Raw genomic sequence first — 19,387 nt, 5'->3', positions numbered from 1 at the left:
AAAGCCACTTTTAGTGGCTTTTTTATTGCTTTAATTTTTTATTGAACAATAAAATAATTTGACACTGAACTATAAACTCACGACTATTCATTTAATTAAAATAACATGTCTAAAAACCATGAATATGAAGTGCTTGGTCCTGCTGTGCAGCTTAATCCTCGTCGCCTGTGCCACAGGCGGCAAACATCACCTAAATCAGTCGCTACAACACTATGTCGGTCAAACTGCCGCACAGGTTCGCAGCCAGCTTGATCTGAGTGCAATGGGATTTAAAACCGCCCAGCAACCGATTCAGACAGCAGAGTTTCTCAGCTATACTATTTTTCGGGATATGAATATTCCGATGGGCACACCGAATATTAGTCAGAGTATCTCGATCGGTGCACCAATGCCTACGCCCTCAAATGGCGGTTATAGCATCGAGATGAAATGCCAAATCCGGTTTGAGCTGAAAGATGAAATTATCCAATCCGTTCGCTATAGCGGCAGGGCTTGTTAAGCTGTCATCCTGTAGTCCAATTTCTTTGATGGATTGATGTTGAGCTAGCTCTCGCCCCCATCTGTACCGCGTGTCAAATTACAACAATACCAATCACACTTCCTGCCTACACTATTGATGAGTCGTTCCTGTGCAGGAGTGAAATGATGCGATTTTCCTATCTCCAACTATCGCTCGGTATTTTGGCCAGTGTTTTAATAGCGGGCTGTGCACATTCCCCCAATATGGGCCAATCTGACCGCGAAGCCTATTTGCAGCAGTTTGTTGGACAAAGCAGCCAGCTGATCGATCAAACTCTGGATCTGAAACGTTTAGGTTATCAGCAGGTCAGTGGGCCTGAACTCAGTGCCCAGCAATTAAGCTATGTGGTACAGCGCCCTGTTGCAATTCCTTTGCCTGTAGCACAGTTTCCGGCAGCAGGCGGTGCTGTACCTATTCCGGTTCCTGTGAGTCCTTCAGGTGGCTATGACGTCAATCTGCAATGTAAGATCACCTTCTTACTCAAAGATAATATTGCAACCGCAGTTCGTACTACAGGTCGAACCTGTTAACCTGAGCCAGATACGAGAAATCTGAGATAAAAAAACGCAGCCCAAGGCTGCGTTTTTTAATCATTTTTTTAATCAAAACAGACTTAGTTCAATGCAGCAACCACTGCCTGACCCATTTCAACTGTACCGACTTTCTGCATGCCTTCAGACATAATATCTGCTGTACGCAAGCCTTGATCCAAAACATTGCCTACGGCATCTTCAATCGCTTTGGCTGCAGCTTCTTCACGGAAAGTGTAGCGTAGCATCATCGCAACAGACAAAATTGTGGCCAATGGGTTCGCCAGGTTTTGACCCGCAATATCAGGGGCTGAACCATGACAAGGCTCATACATGCCTTTAGCATTTTCATCTAGCGAGGCTGATGGCAACATGCCGATTGAACCGGTAAGCATCGCTGCTTCGTCAGACAAGATATCACCGAACAGGTTAGAGGTGACAATCACATCAAACTGTTTTGGCGCGCGCACCAGTTGCATCGCAGCATTGTCGACATACATATGTGACAAGTTAATTTCTGGATACTGTTCTTCTTTCAACGCAGTAACGGTTTGTTTCCACAACTCAGTGACTTCAAGTACGTTGGCTTTATCCACTGAACAGACCTTGGCACCGCGCAGCTTCGCCATTTCAAAGGCAACTTTGGCAATGCGTTTGATTTCAGATTCTGAATACACATCCGTGTTATAACCTTGCTTCTCGCCATTTTCCAGTTCACGGATCCCACGTGGCTGACCAAAATAAATACCACCCGTCAATTCACGCACGATCAGGATATCCAGACCTGCCACGATTTCAGGTTTCAGACTTGAAGCATCAGCCAATTGTGGATAGAGAATCGCTGGGCGCAAGTTGGCAAACAGGTTGAGTTCGCTACGTAATTTCAATAAACCGCGTTCCGGACGGATTGAGCGCTCGATCGTATCCCATTTTGGCCCGCCGACGGCGCCTAATAAAATTGCATCGGCTTTTTTGGCCTGTTCCGAGGTCACTTCAGGATATGGTGAACCGTGGGCATCAATTGCCGCACCACCGAGTAAACCCTGCTCCCATGTCAAATCGAGATTAAATTTTTCATTTACACGATCCAGTACCTGCTCTGCCGCTTTGACAATTTCAGGACCGATGCCATCACCAGCTAAAATCAAAATTTGTTTAGACATGAGATTTTCCGTTTAAAGCGTCAGATTCAGACCTGACAAAGGTTAAATTTTCTTTTCTACAAACTCTGCAATGCCGTTGACCACATTATAAGGTTTGCAAAAACGACGAATGGTTTTTTGCTCTTGCAATAAATCCACGCAAAGCGGATCAGGTGCAGAGGCATTTAATAAACTGCTGCTACGCGCACTACGGTCGCGGAACATTTTCAAGGTATAAGTTTTGTTGGCCTGAAAGAGATGAAACACATGTAAAATTTCCGCTTTATCCTTACTGATTGGATAAAAACGGACGACTAATTCATGCTGTCCTGCGGGTACTGACAAGTAAATCGGATTGGCCTGATTCAAATTCTTAGCCTGCAAACGTACCAGTTTTTGCTTTCGCGCCGCATCACTGAGGCGGCCATTGTCGTTATTGACAATGATGGTCTGGTTTAAGCGCTCGAACTGGCAATCCGATGTTCCTTTACAGTAAATCAGCGCATTGTTTTTGCTTTCGGCATTTTCTTTGGCATGTTTGAGCTTCATGGTATCGATGCTTTGACATGCAGTCATCAGCACCGACACCGTACTTAAAGCAAGCCACTGTTTCCAATAATTCGCCATAATGTCTGTCTTACCCAATCAAAAAACCCAATAATCTTCCGATATTAGCAAGGGCATCGCAGTCATGCTATGACAATTTTCGCTGATTTAGCCCTGAATTTCGGCAAATACCCATGGACGTGATTGTTTGGTTTTTTCCTCATAAGCACGAATGTCATCCGCAGCTTGTAAAGTTAAACCAATATCATCCAGACCATTTAACAGGCAATGCTTACGAAATGGATCGACTTCAAATTGAAAGCTTTCACCATTTGGTGTGCGTACTTCTTGTGCGTTCAAATCGATGGTGAGTTGATAACCTTCAGTTGCAAAGCATTCTTTGAATAACTGATCAACAATCTCTTCAGACAAAATCACAGGCAACATGCCATTCTTAAAGCTGTTGTTATAGAAAATGTCGGCATAGCTTGGTGCAATCACGGTACGGAAACCGTATTCTTCCAATGCCCATGGCGCATGTTCACGACTAGAACCACAACCAAAGTTGGCGCGTGAAATCAAAATGCTCGCGCCTTGATAGCGAGGTTGGTTTAATGCAAAATCCTTGTTTAAAGGTCGTTTTGAGTTGTCTTGACCCAAATAGCCTTCATCCAGATAACGCAATTCATCAAATAAATTCGCACCAAAACCACTACGTTTGATCGATTTCAAAAACTGTTTTGGAATAATTAAATCGGTATCGACATTGGCCCGGTCTAATGGTGCAACGATACCTTGTTCAACGGTATATTTTTTCATTGTCTTTATTCCTAAAGAATGTCATCACTTTAAATCTCCCCTAACCCCCTCTTTATTAAAGAGGGGGACTGAGGGGGATTTTTAGAAACTACGCACGTCAACAAAGTGACCGGCAATTGCCGCGGCGGCTGCCATTGCAGGGCTGACCAGATGCGTACGACCGCCATTGCCCTGACGACCTTCAAAGTTACGGTTAGACGTCGATGCACAATGCTCGCCCGGTTGTAACTTGTCAGCATTCATTGCCAGACACATTGAACAACCTGGTTCACGCCATTCAAAGCCGGCTTCTACAAACACTTTATCCAGGCCTTCAGCTTCTGCCTGGGCCTTGACCAGACCCGAACCCGGAACCACCATCGCCTGCTTGATGCTTGCCGCGACTTTACGACCTTTGATCACTTCAGCCGCAGCACGAATATCTTCAATACGCGAGTTGGTGCATGAGCCAATAAAGACACGGTCTAATTGAATTTCAGCCAAGGCCTGCCCGGCATTTAAACCCATATATTGATAAGCACGGTTCCAGTCATTGCGTTGTACTTCGTCTTTGGCTTGTTGCAAAGTTGGTACTGCCTGAGACACTGGAATCACCATTTCAGGAGAGGTTCCCCAAGACACTTGCGGCTCGATCTCTTCGCCTTGCAAGACCACAACTGTATCAAAGTGTGCATCTTCATCCGAATGTAAGGTATTCCAATACACTACGGCCTGATCCCACTGTTCTGCAGTCGGTGCATAAGGACGGCCTTTAACATATTCGATGGTTTTGTCATCGACAGCGACCATACCTACGCGTGCACCGGCTTCGATTGCCATATTACACACGGTCATACGACCTTCAATCGACATGTCACGGAACACCTGACCGCCAAATTCAATCGCATGACCAGTACCCCCTGCTGTACCAATCTTGCCGATAATCGCCAAGACCACATCTTTCGGTGTCACGCCCTGACCCAACTGACCGTCAACGCGTACCAACATGTTTTTCATCTTCTTTTGAACCAGGCATTGGGTCGCCAATACATGTTCAACTTCTGAAGTACCGATACCATGCGCTAAACAACCGAAAGCACCATGGGTCGCAGTATGTGAGTCACCACAGACCACGGTCATGCCCGGCAAGGTTAAACCTTGCTCAGGCCCAACCACATGCGCAATCCCCTGACGGATATCATTAATATCAAATTCAACAATATTAAAGGTCTTGCAGTTGTCGTCCAAGGTTTGTACCTGGATGCGCGAAGTTTCATCTTCAATGCCGGCAACACCCTGTTCACGCTCTTTTTTCGAGGTGGGTACGTTATGATCTGGTGTAGCAATGTTTGCGCTTAAACGCCATGGCTTGCGCCCGGCGAGTTGTAAACCTTCAAATGCCTGTGGCGACGTTACTTCATGTAATAAGTGACGGTCGATGTACAGTAAGGCAGAACCATCATCACGTTGTGTTACTAAATGGTCATCCCACAATTTATCATATAATGTTTTTGCTGTTTGGGTTGCGCCTGCCATGTCGATGTACTCCACTGGACTGGGTAAATTCTTGCTCTGATTTTGATTATATCGCTGCTGTCACATAAATCTAATTTATCATTTTTATTAGTTAAAAAACTTTTTGGAATCTTTCAAAAGCTGAATAAAATCATGCTTTCACTGCATTCCCATAAATCTACTTTTCCGATCAATTTATTAAAAATATTCGTTTTTACAAATTAAATGAGAATTATTATTATTCCTGCATAGACAGAGATTTATATTTTGAGGAACTTCGGCATGGCACATATCCAACGTTTTGTAGACAATAACCAGCGTATGTTTAAAAAGACCTTCAGCTATTACATTATGCACATCACGGTGGCGATGATTGTCGGTTATTTGGTGACTGGCAGTTTGGCCATGGCAATTGCCTTAAGTTTATTGGAACCCACAGTACAGGCAGTTGCGTTCTTCTTCCACGAAAAAATCTGGGAGCGCAATATCGAACAGCAGAATGAGGACATCACCGCCTGATCTTTTCTGTCGATGTTCCTGACCAAAGACCATCTCATCCAAGAGGGTCTTTTTTTGGCGCTATTTAAATCCCAAGGCTTTGAAAATGTTTAGTAATGCAGCAATGCAATATAAGCAAGCGAATTATGCTTTGATTTATTCTTAAAAAATAACAATAATATAACTACACATAAAAATTCTTTATAGGTGATTAAGATGAATCTCGCAGCTTTTGAAGCCTTCGTAAAAGTCATGGAAACTGGTTCGATTTCTCTGGCCGCAGATCAGCTTTTTATTACTCAACCTGCCGTCACCAAACGTATTCACAGTCTGGAAGAATATTTTGGGGTCAAACTGTTTGAATCCGCCGGACGTGGTGTACAAGCCACCCATGCCGCGCATTCGCTATTGCCTAAAGTGAAAAACTGGCTGAATGAACTCGGTGATATTCATTATACCTTGAGCCATGAACAGGGTCAGGTACAGGGAAAATTGAAAATCGGCACCAGTCATCATATTGGCCTGCATCATCTTCCGAGTCATTTGCGCCGTTATGTACAGGAATATCCGGATGTAAGGCTGGATGTACATTTTGTCGATTCCGAGCAGGCGCACGAACAAGTCATTGCCGGCGATCTGGAACTGGCATTTTTAACCTTGCCGCCACGGGGCGATGCGCGTCTGAATTATGTCACCATCTGGAATGATCCTCTGGTCTTTGTAGTTGCACCCTTTCATCCACTGGCCCAGCAAAAAAATCTGTGTCTGGAAGATTTGCTGAATTACCCGAGTCTGTTACCGTCTTCACAGACCTATACCTCACAGATTACTTTGGCCGAGTTTGAAAAACAGGGCATTAAACCAAAAGTCAGCATGAGCAATAATCCGCTGGAATCAATCCGCATGCTGGTATCCATTGGTCTCGGCTGGTCTGTGCTGCCAAAAACTCTGGTCAATCACGATCTGCATCAGCTGGATATCAATCTGGAAATGAACCGCCGGCTGGGCATGGTCTGGCATCCGGGTCGTACTCAGTCCAAAGCGGCGCAAGCTCTGGTTCAACTTATGCAAAGTAGTTCCCTGCCTCTTTAATTCATTTCTAAAAATGCTGCATTCAAAACAGTGCAGCATTTTGTTACCTAAATACACCCATCTGGGGATTTCTTTCGCGTATTTTTAAGATAAATCTATTCTTTTGCGATGCAGAGGAATACTTAAAATTATTCGATGGAGCCTGACGGATGCAGCTCGATTCTCCCCTAAAACCCTTCTCTCAAGATAAAACAAATACCAGCAGCCTATGGCTTTCGGCCAAACCGATGCTGTTGCCTACCCCTGCGCTTGATTTTGCCGACGAACAGACAGCGCGACACAGCCTGCGTGACTACTTCCTGAATACCTTTGATACCTATGAGCAGTTATTTGAATGCCTCAAGCATGAAGATGCTTTTTTTATCAAGCCAATTAATTTGCGTCATCCGCTGATTTTTTATTTTGGTCATACCGCGACTTTTTTTGTCAATAAACTGCTGCTGAGCCAACTCATTACTGAACGTCTGAATCCGCATTTTGAGAGTATTTTTGCGATCGGGGTTGATGAAATGAGTTGGGATGATCTGGATGAAGTACATTATGACTGGCCGACTGTGCAGGCAGTCCGGGATTATCGGCATCAAGTGCGCGCCCTGATCTTGAACATTGTTGAGCATGCCCCGCTGAATCTGCCCTTAAACTGGCACAATCCGTGGTGGACGCTGATTATGGGCATCGAGCATGAACGGATTCATCTGGAAACGTCATCGGTGCTGATTCGTCAGCATGCTTTAGAACATGTACACCAGCATCCGCAGTGGCGTGCCAATATCATTACCGGCATTGCCCCGGAAAATAGTTTGATTGCTGTGCCTGAAGGCCAGATACATCTACAGAAAGATTTTAACCATCCTTTTTATGGCTGGGACAATGAATACGGCCAGCATGAAGCCGAAGTTGCAGCCTTTGAAGCTGCAAAATATCTGGTGTCGAATCAGGAGTTTCTGGCCTTTGTCGAAGCAGATGGCTACCAGACCGGACACTACTGGAGTGAAGAAGGCTTAGGCTGGCTACAATTTTCACAAGCGACTCATCCGTGTTTTTGGTGCAAGACTGAACTCGGCTGGTCACTGCGCCTGATGCTGGAAGAAGTCCCCATGCCCTGGGATTGGCCGGTAGAAGTAAATTATCATGAAGCCAAAGCCTTTTGTCAGTGGAAATCGCAACAGCTTGAAAAAACCATCCGCCTGCCCACCGAAGATGAATGGTATCGCCTGTATGCGGTTTCAGACCTGGATCCAGATTTACCCAGTCCTGAACAGGCCAATATCGAATTGAAATATGGCACCAGTTCCTGCCCGGTCGATCATTTTCAGCAGGGCGATTTCTATGATATTCAGGGCAATGTCTGGCAATGGACTGAAACGCCAATCTATCCGTTTCATGGCTTTCAGGTGCATCCTCTTTATGATGATTTTAGCACCCCGACCTTTGATGGACGGCATAATATTATTAAAGGTGGCTCCTGGATTTCAGCAGGCAATGAAGCCCTGCACAGTTCACGTTATGCTTTTAGACGGCATTTCTTTCAACACGCTGGCTTCCGCTATGTCGCCTCTGATCAAGCCTTGCAACAGTTTCCTTCACAGTATGAAAGTGACCAGTTGGTGTCTCAATATCTGGAGTTTCAGTACGGCGCCGAATACTTTGGCATCGCCAATTTTGCCAAAACATTGGTGCAGCTGGCACAGCCGTATTTCCGGAAAACTGCATGTAAAAGTGCTCTGGATATTGGCTGTGCTACTGGCCGCGCCAGCTTTGAACTGGCACACTATTTTGATCAGGTCACCGGTCTGGATTTTTCTGCACGCTTTATTCAGCAAGCCGTCTTTCTGGCCCAAGGTCACCGAATCCGTTATCAGCTCCCCACAGAAGGTGAATTAAGCGAAGAGAAAATCTGCTCGCTTGAGGATTTCGCTTTGGATCAGCTTGCCTCTAAAGTGGAATTTTTTCAGGCCGATGCCTGTAATCTGAAAGCACATTTTAGTGGCTATGATTTTATTCTGGCGGCAAATCTGATCGACCGGCTGCATCATCCCAAAGACTTTTTGATGCAGATCCATCAACGGATAAATATGGGTGGAATTCTACTGCTCAGTTCGCCTTATACCTGGCTGGAAGAACATACTGCACGTGATGAATGGCTGGGCGGCTTCAAGCAGGCAGACAGAGAGGTCACTACACTGGAGGGAATCTCGGAAATATTAAAGGCTCATTTTGAGCTGGTGACCCAGCCTCAGGATGTGCCTTTTGTTATTCGTGAAACCGCCAGAAAATATCAACATAGCTTGTCGCAAGTCAGCATCTGGCGACGCACTCACTAAAGCCTTCAAGCTAAAAAAGCCAATCATTCGATTGGCTTTTATTTCATCCTTCACTGGTTGAGTTTTCATGCAGGGATTCATTGAGTTGATCCACCACAATGGCCCATGAACCATCAGATGCAATTTTTTCGGTTAGAAACTGACGTTGTGCTTCTGACCAGTACGGTGCATCGAGTAAAGTCAGATCTTTATGCAGTTGATGTTCGTGAATAAACTTTTCAATGCCTTCCTGAGTGGCATCCAAGCCAAGCTGCTGAAACAGATGTGTCATACGCGGTCGAACGTGAGTCATAGCATTACACCTCAAACTTTTCCATTATTTTCATGTCCTGTTTTTTGAGCATAACATGTCCGAGGCAAGCGGACTGTGAAAAAACATTAACACTTACATTGAATTCGGGCAGATAAAAAAGCACAACCGAAGTTGTGCTGGATCAATCAGATGGATAAAAGGCAATCAGTTAAATCGACCAGTCCTGTATGTTCCAGCCCTGCGCTTTGGCTAAAACTTCAAGGCGGTCATCCGGATTCACCGCAATGGCATGATCGGCATATTCCAGCAAGAAACGGTCATTAATCGAATCTGAATAGGCCCAAGACTCGGTCACATCGCGACCTTGCAGCCACTGTTCCAGACGCACCAGCTTGCCTTGTTGATAACACGCGGTATTGATCACTTTTCCGGTATATTTGCCATCGAGTACTTCAGCATTGGTGGCAATAATTTCAGTAATGCCGAATTCACGAAAAATTGGTGCAGTAATAAAATCCGAAGTCGCGGTAATTCCGACCAGAGCATGACCGGCGTCTTTATGCCGTTGAATGGCCTTAAAACCTTCTGGACGCATTTGCGGGCGAATCACCTTTTGCATAAACAGCTGGTGCAACTCGGTTAAATAAGCATGCTCATGTTGGGTCAGAAACTGGAACACAAATTCATTATAGGCATAGGGGTCTAACTGACCTTTTTTATAGTCGTCATAGAACTTGTCATTCATGGCACGATGCTGCACCGGATCGACCAGGCCCTCGCTGACCAGAAACTCTCCCCAAGAATGATCCGAATCCGTGTTTAACAAGGTGTGATCGAGATCAAATAGCGCCAATTTCATGAAAATACTCGTAAAAACTGAAATTTAAGAAAAAAATTGTAAATCTATCTCCGCTAGTCGATAGAAATTCGTTAAGATCATAGCAATTTTAACATTTTTAAACTTTGCTTTTTTCGAGTTGGATAAAGAAATAACGCTCCCCGATGGCAAAGGTATAAATTAAACAATTTTTAGGTAGCCAAATGATCGACTCTGAGGGTTTCCGACCAAATGTCGGGATCATTTTGGCAAACGATGCTGGACAAGTTTTATGGGCAAAACGCATTGGTCATAATGCATGGCAATTTCCACAAGGAGGTATCCAATATGGAGAAACCCCTGAGCAGGCACTCTATCGTGAGCTGAGAGAAGAAGTTGGCTTATTGCCCGAACACGTCCAGATCATCGCGCAAACCAAAGGCTGGTTGCGCTATCGTTTGCCGCATCGATACATACGACCGGACTCCGATCCGGTGTGCATCGGTCAAAAACAAAAGTGGTTTTTACTCAAACTCACGGCCCCCGTTCAGCATATTCAGTTGAATCTGTCTGATCCGCCGGAATTTGATCAATGGCAATGGGTCAGTTACTGGTATCCATTAGGTCAAGTCGTGAATTTCAAACGTGATGTTTATCGCAAAGCCCTGGTGGAGTTGTGTCAGCAGCTACCCCAGCAAAAACCTTAAAAAATCGCATAAATCATGCAGATTTTTTGGTCGGCTATTGTTATAAATAAACGTATCACTGAAATTCTGAATAGACGGAGCAGACCTTATGTCGAATATGCAACTGGACACGTTGAGACGTATTGTTCAAGAGATCAATGCATCTGCCAGTTTGCATGAATCCCTCGATATCATGGTCAAGCATGTCGCGGACGCCATGCATGTCGATGTCTGCTCTATTTACCTTCTGGATGAACGTAACCAGCGTTATCTGCTGATGGCTTCCAAGGGCCTGAAGGCTGAGTCTGTAGGTCACGTATCGTTACAGACTGGCGAAGGTTTGGTGGGTCTGGTCGGCCAGCGTGAAGAAATTGTCAATCTGGACAATGCACCCAAACATGAACGCTTCCTGTTCCTGCCTGAAACCGGTGAAGAGCTGTATAACTCTTTTCTGGGCGTCCCGGTGATGTACCGCCGTAAGGTAATGGGTGTGCTGGTGGTTCAGAATAAAGAATCTCAGGATTTCTCTGAAGCCGCCGAATCATTTCTGGTCACACTGTGCGCGCAGCTCTCTGGCGTGATTGCCCATGCCCATGCGGTGGGCAATATTGATGTCTTCCGCAAGCCAAATAACCTGCCTGCCTATAAAACCTTTCAGGGTGTGTCCGGTTCAGGCGGGATTGCTCTGGGTCGTGCCGTGATTCTCTACCCGCCAGCAGATCTGGCCGCCGTTCCCGATCGTGAAGCCGATGACATCAGCGAAGAACTACAATTATTAGACAGCGCCCTCAACTCCGTCCGTGAAGAAATCCAGTCGCTCGATGACAAGATGCAGGATGCGCTGATGGCCGAAGAACGCGCCCTCTTTAGCGTATTCTTGCGGATGCTGGATGAAAATGCCCTGCCGGCAGAAATCAAGGCGCTCATTCGCGAAGGCCATTGGGCACAGGGTGCAGTGCGCATCGTGATTGATAGTCATGTGGCACAGTTTGCCCAGATGCAGGATGATTATTTACGTGAACGGGTGGCAGACTTAAAAGACTTGGGCCGCCGTATTCTGGCGCGTTTACAGGAAGCTGATGCCAGTCATCGTGAGCTGACCGATGAGAGTATTCTGATAGGGGAAGAGATTTCCACTGCAGCTCTGGTTGAACTGCCAGTGGATAAAATTGCTGCGATTGTCACCACTGAAGGTGCCATGAACTCGCATATGGTAATTGTGGCACGTGCCCTCGGCATTCCGACTGTGGTCGGTGTGACTGAACTGCCAATTAATACCCTGGATGATGTAGAAATGATCGTTGATGCGCATCAAGGCCGGGTCTTCATCAATCCGCCACGGCGTTTGCGCAGTCGCTATAAAGAAATTCAAAAAGAAGAAGAACAGATCGCCAAAGATCTGCGTCAGTACGAAACCAAAGATGCGATTACCCCAGATGGGGTAGCGGTAAAACTATACGTCAACACCGGCCTGATGATCGATGTGGTCCGTGGCGTGCAACGTGGTGCCAAAGGCGTTGGTTTATACCGTTCTGAAATTCCATTTATGCTACGCGACCGCTTCCCGGGCGAAGAAGAACAGCGCGCGATTTATCGCCAGCAACTCACTCACTTTGCCAATAAACCGGTAGTGATGCGTACCCTGGACATTGGGGCAGACAAAGACCTGCCGTATTTCTCGATTGAAGAAGAAAATTCGGCACTGGGCTGGCGTGGCATTCGTTTTACCCTGGACCATCCAGAAATTTTTTCTTCACAAATTCGCGCCATGCTTAAAGCCAGTATCGGACTGAATAACCTGCATATTCTGTTGCCGATGGTGACCAGTGTCAGTGAGGTTGAAGAAGCCCTCTATTTACTGGAACGTGATCATGCGGCGATTCAGGAAGAAGAACAGGTCAAAGTGAACAAGCCAAAACTCGGCATCATGGTGGAAGTGCCGAGTGTGCTGCATCAGATTGATGAGTTTTCCGAACTGGTCGATTTCTTCTCGGTTGGCTCTAACGATTTGACTCAATATCTTTTGGCAGTCGATCGCAATAATCCGCGGGTTGCCAATGTCTATTCACATTTACATCCTGCCGTACTGCGTGCCCTGACCCGTCTGGTGCAGGACTGTCATCGTAATGAAAAACCGGTCAGTATCTGCGGTGAAATGGCAGGTGATCCGCTGTCTGCGGTTTTGCTCATGGCCATGGGCTTTAATACCCTGTCAATGAGTTCGAGTAATATCCTGAAGGTACGTAAAACCATTTGTCACGTGCCGATGAGTGATGCACAGGAATTGCTACAGCATGTGTTAAAAATGGACAATCCACTGATGGTAAAAAGCTGGCTGGAATATTATTTCAGAACCCATGGTTTGGGTGATATGGTGAAATCAGCCACGCGTATGGTGAGTGCCTAATCCGGGACTTTTCCAGTCCCTCGACGAGTGTAGAGGTGGTTATGGAATTTCTGGTTATCCTGTTCATGCTCATTGCGGTGTTCTATATTGTTATTATTGCACCTGCCTTGCGGGCCCGGAAAAATGCGGATTATTCCGGTTCATCTTATACACGTCCTGCCAGCGGCTATGCCGATCGGCCTAAAATGTCCCCTCTATTGGGCATCGAAATTTCAGCATCCCAGCGACGGCGTTTAGGCCGAAATGATCCCTCTGTGATAGCGGCCAAACTCTATCGTCAGCAAAAAGATCAATTTGCCAGTTTTCAGCAGGCCAGAACTGAACCTCACCCTGCACATTATGGACAGCCAAATCAGGGAAGACTGAATAAATTATTTAATGATTTTATACGAGATGAGCCAACAAATTCATCGCGGCGCTCCACTCAAAATACACAAAATCGTAGCAACCGCCCCGTTGCCCCGCTCTCTCCACTTGGAACCAACCCCAAACAGCCAACGCGTCATCCTCAACCACCTTACAGATCTTAAGCTGCCATTAAAAAAGGGCGATCTTCCATAGAATATCGCCCTTGTCTGTGCTTGTTGTAGCCACGTTTTGCATTTTTCTTTCGGTCTACAAAAACCTGACTTTTGTTGACTTCATGCATGTGTTTTGCCACAAAATTATGGATCACCACATGCTCGACTGTTTTCTTCTTGGCCATGTTGTACTTTCGCCTTTTAACTAGATTTTAGTGAGTTTCCACGCGAGTGGGAAAATAATGATACGCCATTTTGGACAATTTTCAAGCATATTTGCCAATGCTTTTTTTAAAAATAAAGACCATTTAAGCAGGATATTCTGTATACAAAAATGAGCACTATAGCCGGAAAACATGCTGATTACATTCAGCACTTTATGATGTTTTTCACACAGACAAAACCTGATCAAAAAAAGCATTTAAAATAAATCAGTTATAAGATTTATTTTAAACAGCACGATTCATCTATTAGTTTGATCCTTTGATAAAAACAGATGAGGGACTTAAAGATTGTTATTTTCGTTTAATCCGATTCATTATTTGAGTTATCCAAAATATAGAGAATTTGATATTGTCAAAGAGTAGAAAACCGGCTACTTTTAAAAAGTAACCATTTAATTTTCAATATTTTAGACTTTATTAACTTTAAAAATATTTTTTGAGTGACATCACTCAATTATATCCTGTGAATTCCACTTTGTGCGCTAACAGTATTTATATCAAGATATTGAAAATAGAGTAAAACCTGATGCCCTTCGCAGATAACTCAATATTTTATAAATACTGGATAAACGCTACAAGATATTCAAAACTTGGAGAGGAAAAATGAGCCAAGATTTTAAAAAATGCCCTGTTACCCACCTGACCACTGAAGCGGGTGCACCTGTGGTCGACAACCAGAACAGTATGACGGCAGGTGCGCGTGGACCTTTACTCGCTCAGGATTTATGGCTGAATGAAAAACTGGCCAACTTTGTCCGTGAAGTGATTCCAGAGCGTCGTATGCACGCCAAAGGTTCAGGTGCTTTTGGAACCTTTACCGTGACCAACGATATTACCCAATATACCCGCGCGAAAATCTTCTCGGAAGTGGGCAAGAAAACCGACATGTTTGCGCGTTTCTCGACCGTCGCAGGTGAACGTGGTGCGGCCGATGCAGAACGTGATATCCGTGGTTTTGCCCTAAAATTCTATACTGAAGAAGGCAACTGGGATCTGGTCGGCAATAACACCCCGGTATTTTTCCTGCGGGATGCGCGCAAGTTTCCAGATCTGAACAAAGCCGTTAAACGCGACCCGAAAACCAACAAGCGCAGTGCCACCAATAACTGGGATTTCTGGACGCTGCTGCCTGAAGCCTTGCATCAGGTGACCATTGTCATGTCGGATCGTGGTATTCCAGACGGTTATCGTCACATGCATGGTTTTGGCAGCCATACCTTTAGCTTTATCAATGCCAATAATGAACGCTTCTGGGTGAAATTCCATATGCGTACCCAGCAAGGCATCCAGAACCTCACCGATGCTGAAGCTGAAGCACTGATTGCCAAAGACCGTGAAAGCAGCCAGACTGACCTGTTTGATGCCATCGAACGTGGTGATTATCCAAAATGGAAAATGTATGTCCAGGTGATGCCGGAACTGGAAGCTGAAACCGTTCCTTATCATCCATTTGACCTGACCAAAGTCTGGCCGAAAGGTGATTATCCGCTGATTGAAGTCGGTGAGTTCGAACTGAACCGCAATCCGGAAAACTATTTCCAGGATGTGGAACAGGCGGCTTTTGCACCCAGCAATCTGGTACCGGGCATCAGCTACTCGCCGGACCGGATGTTACAAGCACGTTTATTTAACTATGCCGATGCCGCGCGTTACCGTGTCGGCGTGAATCACTCACAGGTTCCGGTCAATGCTGCACGCTGTCCGGTCAATTCTAACCGTCGTGATGGTCAGGGTCGTATGGATGGCAACTACGGTTCCTTACCACATTATGAGCCGAACAGTTTCAGCCAATGGCAGGAGCAACCGGAATTCAGAGAGCCACCACTAAAAATCACCGGTGCTGCCGATTTCTGGGATTTCCGTGAAGATGATAACGATTACTTCAGCCAGCCACGTGCCCTGTTCAACCTGATGAATGATGAACAAAAGCAGGCCTTGTTTAATAACACGGCTGGCGCGATGGGTGATGCACTAGATTTCATTAAATACCGTCACATCCGCAATTGTTATAGTTGCGATCCGGCCTATGGCGAAGGCGTAGCACAAGCACTCGGCATGACAGTGGCAGATGCACAGGCTGCTCGTGAAACCGATCCAGCCAAAGGCTTAGCCAGCTTGCTTTAAGCTGCCTTAGCGATATATAAAAAACCACCCTCGGGTGGTTTTTTAGTGTGATATCAAGCAGTATACAAATAATACGTCACTAGAAAAAATATAACGATGAGCAAAGATATTGAAGACATCATTCAACAACACGACATCATTTTATTTGATGCTGTTTGTGTGATCTGTAATGGCTGGGCACGATTTTTGATTCAATACGATAACAAGATACAGTTTAAACTGGTCTCTGCCCAATCCCCTTTAGGTGTTGCCCTGCTCGAGCATTACCAGATGTCCACTGCACATTACAGCACGATGCTCGTCATCCAAGCTGGCACACTTTATACCGAATCCACTGCCCTGTTAAAAGTCATGCAGCATCTCGGTTTTCCGTTGAATTTAATGAGTACAGGCTATTTAGTGCCGCGTTTTATCCGCGACTTTCTGTATCGTGGCGTTGCTTTAAAGCGCTACCAACTATTTGGTAAAACTGATTATTGCCTGATTCCATCTAGCGAAAATAAACACCATTTTCTGGAAAATGCTATTCGTGAATTCTGAGCCTGTTTTCACCCAAACACTTCGCAACATTCAGCTAAGCTTGGCAATGCGCTGATTCTATCAAGGACTGATTCCAAAAATACTGTTTCAGTCCCCTGCTGAAATCACAATCTGGCAAAACCTGGGCTTTGAGCGGGTACTGGCCAAAGTCTTGGTTGGATTTTCTGGCATAGGTGAAATGCTGTTTGGCTGATGCTTTCTGTGCTTGCCATTCAACTCATCAAGCAAGAACAGCGTGAAGCCATTAGACAATAATCCGTTTGCCTTCATGTACGCAGTAAAACGGATTAATCAGCTTGGAAGAATGTTTGATAATTTCATGCAATTCATGCTCTGGCGCATCCCGATCTTCATCAGTAAGCTGGAAAGTACGGTAATGAATCGCCAGTGAGCATTTGGCCTGCAAGTCCTGATGTGCATGAAATGCATCTTCCGGATTCATATGAATCGCACGCATCAGTGCACGCGGCTCATAGGCACCGATGGGCAGCAAGGCAATTCGGGGCACACCCAGACGCTTGCGAACCTCTTTAAAATGCGAGGCATAACCACTATCTCCGGCAAAGAAACAATGTTCCTGACCATGCAATAAGGAAAAGCCACCCCACAAAGCACAATTCTGATCACGCATACCGCGCCCCGAGGCATGCTGTGCCGGCGTATAGACAATGCGGATTTCTTCAAAAAATGCATTTTCCCACCAGTCCATCTCATGCACCGTATAGTGCTTTGGCAAATACCAGGCATTGCCCAGTCCGGTATAAATTGGCATTTCAAATGTGCTATGCAACCATTCTAGCGTGGCCAGATCCATATGATCATAGTGGTTATGGCTGAGCAGCACAGCATCAATATGTGGCAGTTCATCTAGCGCAATACCGGCAGGAATGACCCGCTGCGGACCAGTGGATGCAGAAGGACTGGCATATTCAGCCCAGACCGGATCGGTCAGGAAATTATAAGGCCCGATTTGAATGAGCACAGTGGCGTGACCAATAAACCAGATTTGCCAGTCATCTAAAGGCGCATCGGGACGCTGCTGTGGCAATGCACGCGGTCGCGCAAAAAACTCGGCACGTTCTGCGTCGAGATTGATATTCCAGGTTTTGGATTTTCGGGTAATGAGCCATTTATATAAGTCAAAACGACTGTGCGCCCGAGCAGGATGCTCGAGATTACGAAACTGTTGTCCATTGAAATGATCTGAATGCAGATACTCAAATACCGGCTTAGACCAGAGATGTTTCCAGCTGGACTCCGTGGTTAACTGAAATTTTTTAGTTTTGAGAAGATCTTGCATAAACATCCACTATTTATTATTCGCTATATGCAAGACAGCAACCGCTTGAAATGGTCAGGCGACGCATCTTTTAATGAGCATACAAACTAAAAACAGGCGCACTTGAGTATAGTATGAAATCCATCACAGACAATCATGTATGTTTTTGTTATTTTAGCAAAAAAATAGCGCTCTGATAGCCTGCTGGCTGGCCGGACTATGGGTACTGTCGAGAAAAACATGATGCATACAGTTTTTTAAAAAATACAAAATCATACCAAGCCCTACTCTGCTGATTCCAGCCAAAATTTTATCCTCATAATGTGCTGATTTGATCGTGCATGCCTGAGTTATGCAACGATTGAGAGTGCGGACGATGAAATCTACTATTTTTAACATTTGGCCAATCTGCTAAATAAACTTGCTTAAACTCTTGTGAACGGATGTAGCCATAGACTTCTTTCATCTAAAAAATTTAAAGCATAAAAAAGGGCTTTCGCCCTTTTGATTTGCTACAGATTTAGCGCTTGGAAAAGTATTGCTCACGCCACTCTTTCCAAAAGTACATAATGATGCCGAACATCACCACGGCAATTCCTGCAAAGGCATGACTGCTGATGATTTCATGATTCAGAGTCGCACCAAGTACCAGTGCGATGACTGGCGTCATGACATTACTCAAAGATACTGTTGAAGCATTTAAACGCCGAATCAGCCAGAAATAACACAGCATCGCCACAATCGAGGACATGATCATGGTAAATACAAACCCGATCAGCGCCTGTGTGCCAGGCAACTGGGTCGGCATATGCTGCCAGATAAATGGAATCAAGAGCAGTGAACCGGCTGCTGATAGCAGCAATGAACCTGTCGCTTGTGACATTGGGCTTAAAGGTGCGTTGATCTGTTTGACCCAGAAGATTGAACTGATATAGGACACCATACTGATCAGCATCAGCACCACACCCCAAGGATTCACCTTGCTGTCTGCCGAATCTAAAAATACAAAACTCAGTCCGGCAATGGCAACAGCCATACCCGACCATTGCAGCCACACTAACTGATGAGTTTTTAAGATCACATGCCCGATCAGACCGGCAATCAGCGGCGAAAAACCAAAAATCAGGGCCATCAGACCTGAGGTCAGATAATTGGCTGCCAGATAAATAAACAGCTGTGCACCGATTAAATTCAGACTGCCGGCCAGATAGCTTTTCATTGAGGTGCTGTCAAAAGGCAAAGGATCACGCATGATTTTTAGCAGGAATAGCGCAATAATCGATGCGCCAAAATAGCGAATGATCAGTACCCACATCGGGTGAATCTCGGCCACGCTCCAGACAATCGCCAAAGGCGTTGCGGCCCAAATCAGCACCAGTAAAGCATAAATACTTGCCGTCACCAGCATGGGAGATGAATTTGAATTCATAAAAGACTCAATTAAAGTTAATCAGAAAGAGTTGAACTAACTTCTCGTTCAAATCCACAATCGACAATACTGATTGCGGCATGGATGCCGCCGCTAAACTGGGATATATGGACATATCCTCAGTTTAGAAAAAGATTTTTGT

The 19,387-nt window shown here is 45.4% G+C and carries 19 protein-coding genes and 1 pseudogene; 11 read left to right on the top strand and 9 right to left on the bottom strand.

Annotated features, from left to right (window positions below; all coding sequences use genetic code 11):
• Positions 1–118 precede the first annotated feature (118 nt).
• Both FTV29_RS01645 and FTV29_RS01640 read left to right on the top strand, forming a co-directional pair.
• Positions 119–499 carry a hypothetical protein gene (locus FTV29_RS01645; protein ID WP_159138782.1) on the top strand — a complete coding sequence of 127 codons (381 nt, stop codon included), beginning with the start codon at positions 119–121 and terminating at the stop codon, positions 497–499.
• 146 nt (positions 500–645) lie between these two features.
• Positions 646–1,050, top strand: coding sequence for a hypothetical protein (locus FTV29_RS01640; protein ID WP_005172844.1), 405 nt, complete (start codon positions 646–648; stop codon positions 1,048–1,050).
• A gap of 83 nt (positions 1,051–1,133) precedes the next feature.
• Here the strand turns inward: FTV29_RS01640 and leuB are convergent, their stop codons facing one another.
• The 4 genes from leuB to leuC form a co-directional block, all read right to left on the bottom strand.
• Positions 1,134–2,213 (bottom strand): 3-isopropylmalate dehydrogenase, encoded by a 1,080-nt coding sequence (leuB, locus tag FTV29_RS01635; protein WP_005095472.1) that lies wholly within the window; start codon positions 2,211–2,213, stop codon positions 1,134–1,136.
• Positions 2,214–2,255: 42 nt separating this feature from the next.
• Entirely contained in the window at positions 2,256–2,819 is a 564-nt protein-coding gene (locus tag FTV29_RS01630) for a hypothetical protein (RefSeq protein WP_159138783.1), read from the bottom strand.
• Between the two features lie 87 nt (positions 2,820–2,906).
• Positions 2,907–3,557, bottom strand: a complete 651-nt coding sequence (leuD, locus tag FTV29_RS01625) for a 3-isopropylmalate dehydratase small subunit (RefSeq protein ID WP_100329281.1) — start codon at positions 3,555–3,557, stop codon at positions 2,907–2,909.
• Between the two features lie 81 nt (positions 3,558–3,638).
• Positions 3,639–5,072 (bottom strand): 3-isopropylmalate dehydratase large subunit, encoded by a 1,434-nt coding sequence (gene leuC, locus FTV29_RS01620; RefSeq protein ID WP_100329282.1) that lies wholly within the window; start codon positions 5,070–5,072, stop codon positions 3,639–3,641.
• Between the two features lie 261 nt (positions 5,073–5,333).
• Between leuC and FTV29_RS01615 the strand changes: the two genes are divergently transcribed.
• From FTV29_RS01615 to ovoA, 3 genes are all read left to right on the top strand, one after another.
• The gene (locus tag FTV29_RS01615; RefSeq protein WP_005172852.1) at positions 5,334–5,570 is read left to right on the top strand and encodes a DUF2061 domain-containing protein; all 237 of its coding nucleotides are present in this window, start codon (positions 5,334–5,336) and stop codon (positions 5,568–5,570) included.
• A 195-nt stretch (positions 5,571–5,765) separates the two neighbouring features.
• Complete coding sequence (locus tag FTV29_RS01610; RefSeq protein ID WP_005095462.1) at positions 5,766–6,641, top strand: LysR family transcriptional regulator; 876 nt, start codon at positions 5,766–5,768, stop codon at positions 6,639–6,641.
• 149 nt (positions 6,642–6,790) lie between these two features.
• A complete protein-coding gene (ovoA, locus tag FTV29_RS01605; RefSeq protein WP_159138784.1) occupies positions 6,791–8,965 on the top strand; it encodes a 5-histidylcysteine sulfoxide synthase in 2,175 nt (724 codons plus the stop codon).
• Between the two features lie 43 nt (positions 8,966–9,008).
• On the opposite strand, the gene FTV29_RS01600 is transcribed toward ovoA, so the two are convergent.
• Together FTV29_RS01600 and FTV29_RS01595 are read right to left on the bottom strand one after the other, a co-directional pair.
• A complete protein-coding gene (locus FTV29_RS01600; RefSeq protein WP_005095458.1) occupies positions 9,009–9,257 on the bottom strand; it encodes a DUF2789 family protein in 249 nt (82 codons plus the stop codon).
• Between the two features lie 169 nt (positions 9,258–9,426).
• Positions 9,427–10,077, bottom strand: a complete 651-nt coding sequence (locus FTV29_RS01595) for an HAD family phosphatase (RefSeq protein ID WP_005095456.1) — start codon at positions 10,075–10,077, stop codon at positions 9,427–9,429.
• A gap of 182 nt (positions 10,078–10,259) precedes the next feature.
• On the opposite strand from FTV29_RS01595, the gene FTV29_RS01590 reads away from it, so the two are divergent.
• From FTV29_RS01590 to FTV29_RS01580, 3 genes are all read left to right on the top strand, one after another.
• A complete protein-coding gene (locus FTV29_RS01590; RefSeq protein ID WP_005095455.1) occupies positions 10,260–10,742 on the top strand; it encodes an RNA pyrophosphohydrolase in 483 nt (160 codons plus the stop codon).
• 88 nt (positions 10,743–10,830) lie between these two features.
• A complete protein-coding gene (gene ptsP / locus FTV29_RS01585) occupies positions 10,831–13,128 on the top strand; it encodes a phosphoenolpyruvate--protein phosphotransferase (protein ID WP_005172856.1) in 2,298 nt (765 codons plus the stop codon).
• 41 nt (positions 13,129–13,169) lie between these two features.
• Positions 13,170–13,658: a hypothetical protein gene (locus FTV29_RS01580; protein ID WP_005095451.1), complete on the top strand. Its 489-nt coding sequence runs from the start codon at positions 13,170–13,172 to the stop codon at positions 13,656–13,658.
• Here FTV29_RS01580 and FTV29_RS01575 read toward each other — a convergent pair.
• A complete protein-coding gene (locus tag FTV29_RS01575; protein ID WP_005095450.1) occupies positions 13,655–13,834 on the bottom strand; it encodes a hypothetical protein in 180 nt (59 codons plus the stop codon). The genes FTV29_RS01580 and FTV29_RS01575 overlap by 4 nt on opposite strands.
• Positions 13,835–14,476: 642 nt before the next feature.
• On the opposite strand from FTV29_RS01575, the gene FTV29_RS01570 reads away from it, so the two are divergent.
• From FTV29_RS01570 to FTV29_RS15225, 3 genes and pseudogenes are all read left to right on the top strand, one after another.
• The gene (locus FTV29_RS01570) at positions 14,477–15,997 is read left to right on the top strand and encodes a catalase (protein WP_005095448.1); all 1,521 of its coding nucleotides are present in this window, start codon (positions 14,477–14,479) and stop codon (positions 15,995–15,997) included.
• Between the two features lie 96 nt (positions 15,998–16,093).
• Positions 16,094–16,537, top strand: a complete 444-nt coding sequence (locus FTV29_RS01565) for a thiol-disulfide oxidoreductase DCC family protein (protein ID WP_005172862.1) — start codon at positions 16,094–16,096, stop codon at positions 16,535–16,537.
• Positions 16,527–16,727, top strand: a pseudogene (locus FTV29_RS15225) (DoxX-like family protein); the annotation flags it as partial. The gene FTV29_RS01565 and the pseudogene FTV29_RS15225, both read left to right, overlap by 11 nt.
• Positions 16,728–16,781: 54 nt before the next feature.
• Here FTV29_RS15225 and FTV29_RS01555 read toward each other — a convergent pair.
• Positions 16,782–17,837, bottom strand: coding sequence for an MBL fold metallo-hydrolase (locus FTV29_RS01555; RefSeq protein ID WP_159138785.1), 1,056 nt, complete (start codon positions 17,835–17,837; stop codon positions 16,782–16,784).
• 499 nt (positions 17,838–18,336) lie between these two features.
• Positions 18,337–19,245, bottom strand: a complete 909-nt coding sequence (locus tag FTV29_RS01550; protein WP_100534656.1) for a DMT family transporter — start codon at positions 19,243–19,245, stop codon at positions 18,337–18,339.
• Between the last annotated feature and the right edge of the window lie 142 nt (positions 19,246–19,387).

The organism is Acinetobacter sp. YH12254, assembly GCF_013417415.1.
Lineage (GTDB): Bacteria > Pseudomonadota > Gammaproteobacteria > Pseudomonadales > Moraxellaceae > Acinetobacter > Acinetobacter pseudolwoffii.
Note: the sequence above shows the minus strand (reverse complement) of the source record. Positions and strands in the feature narration are given on the sequence as shown.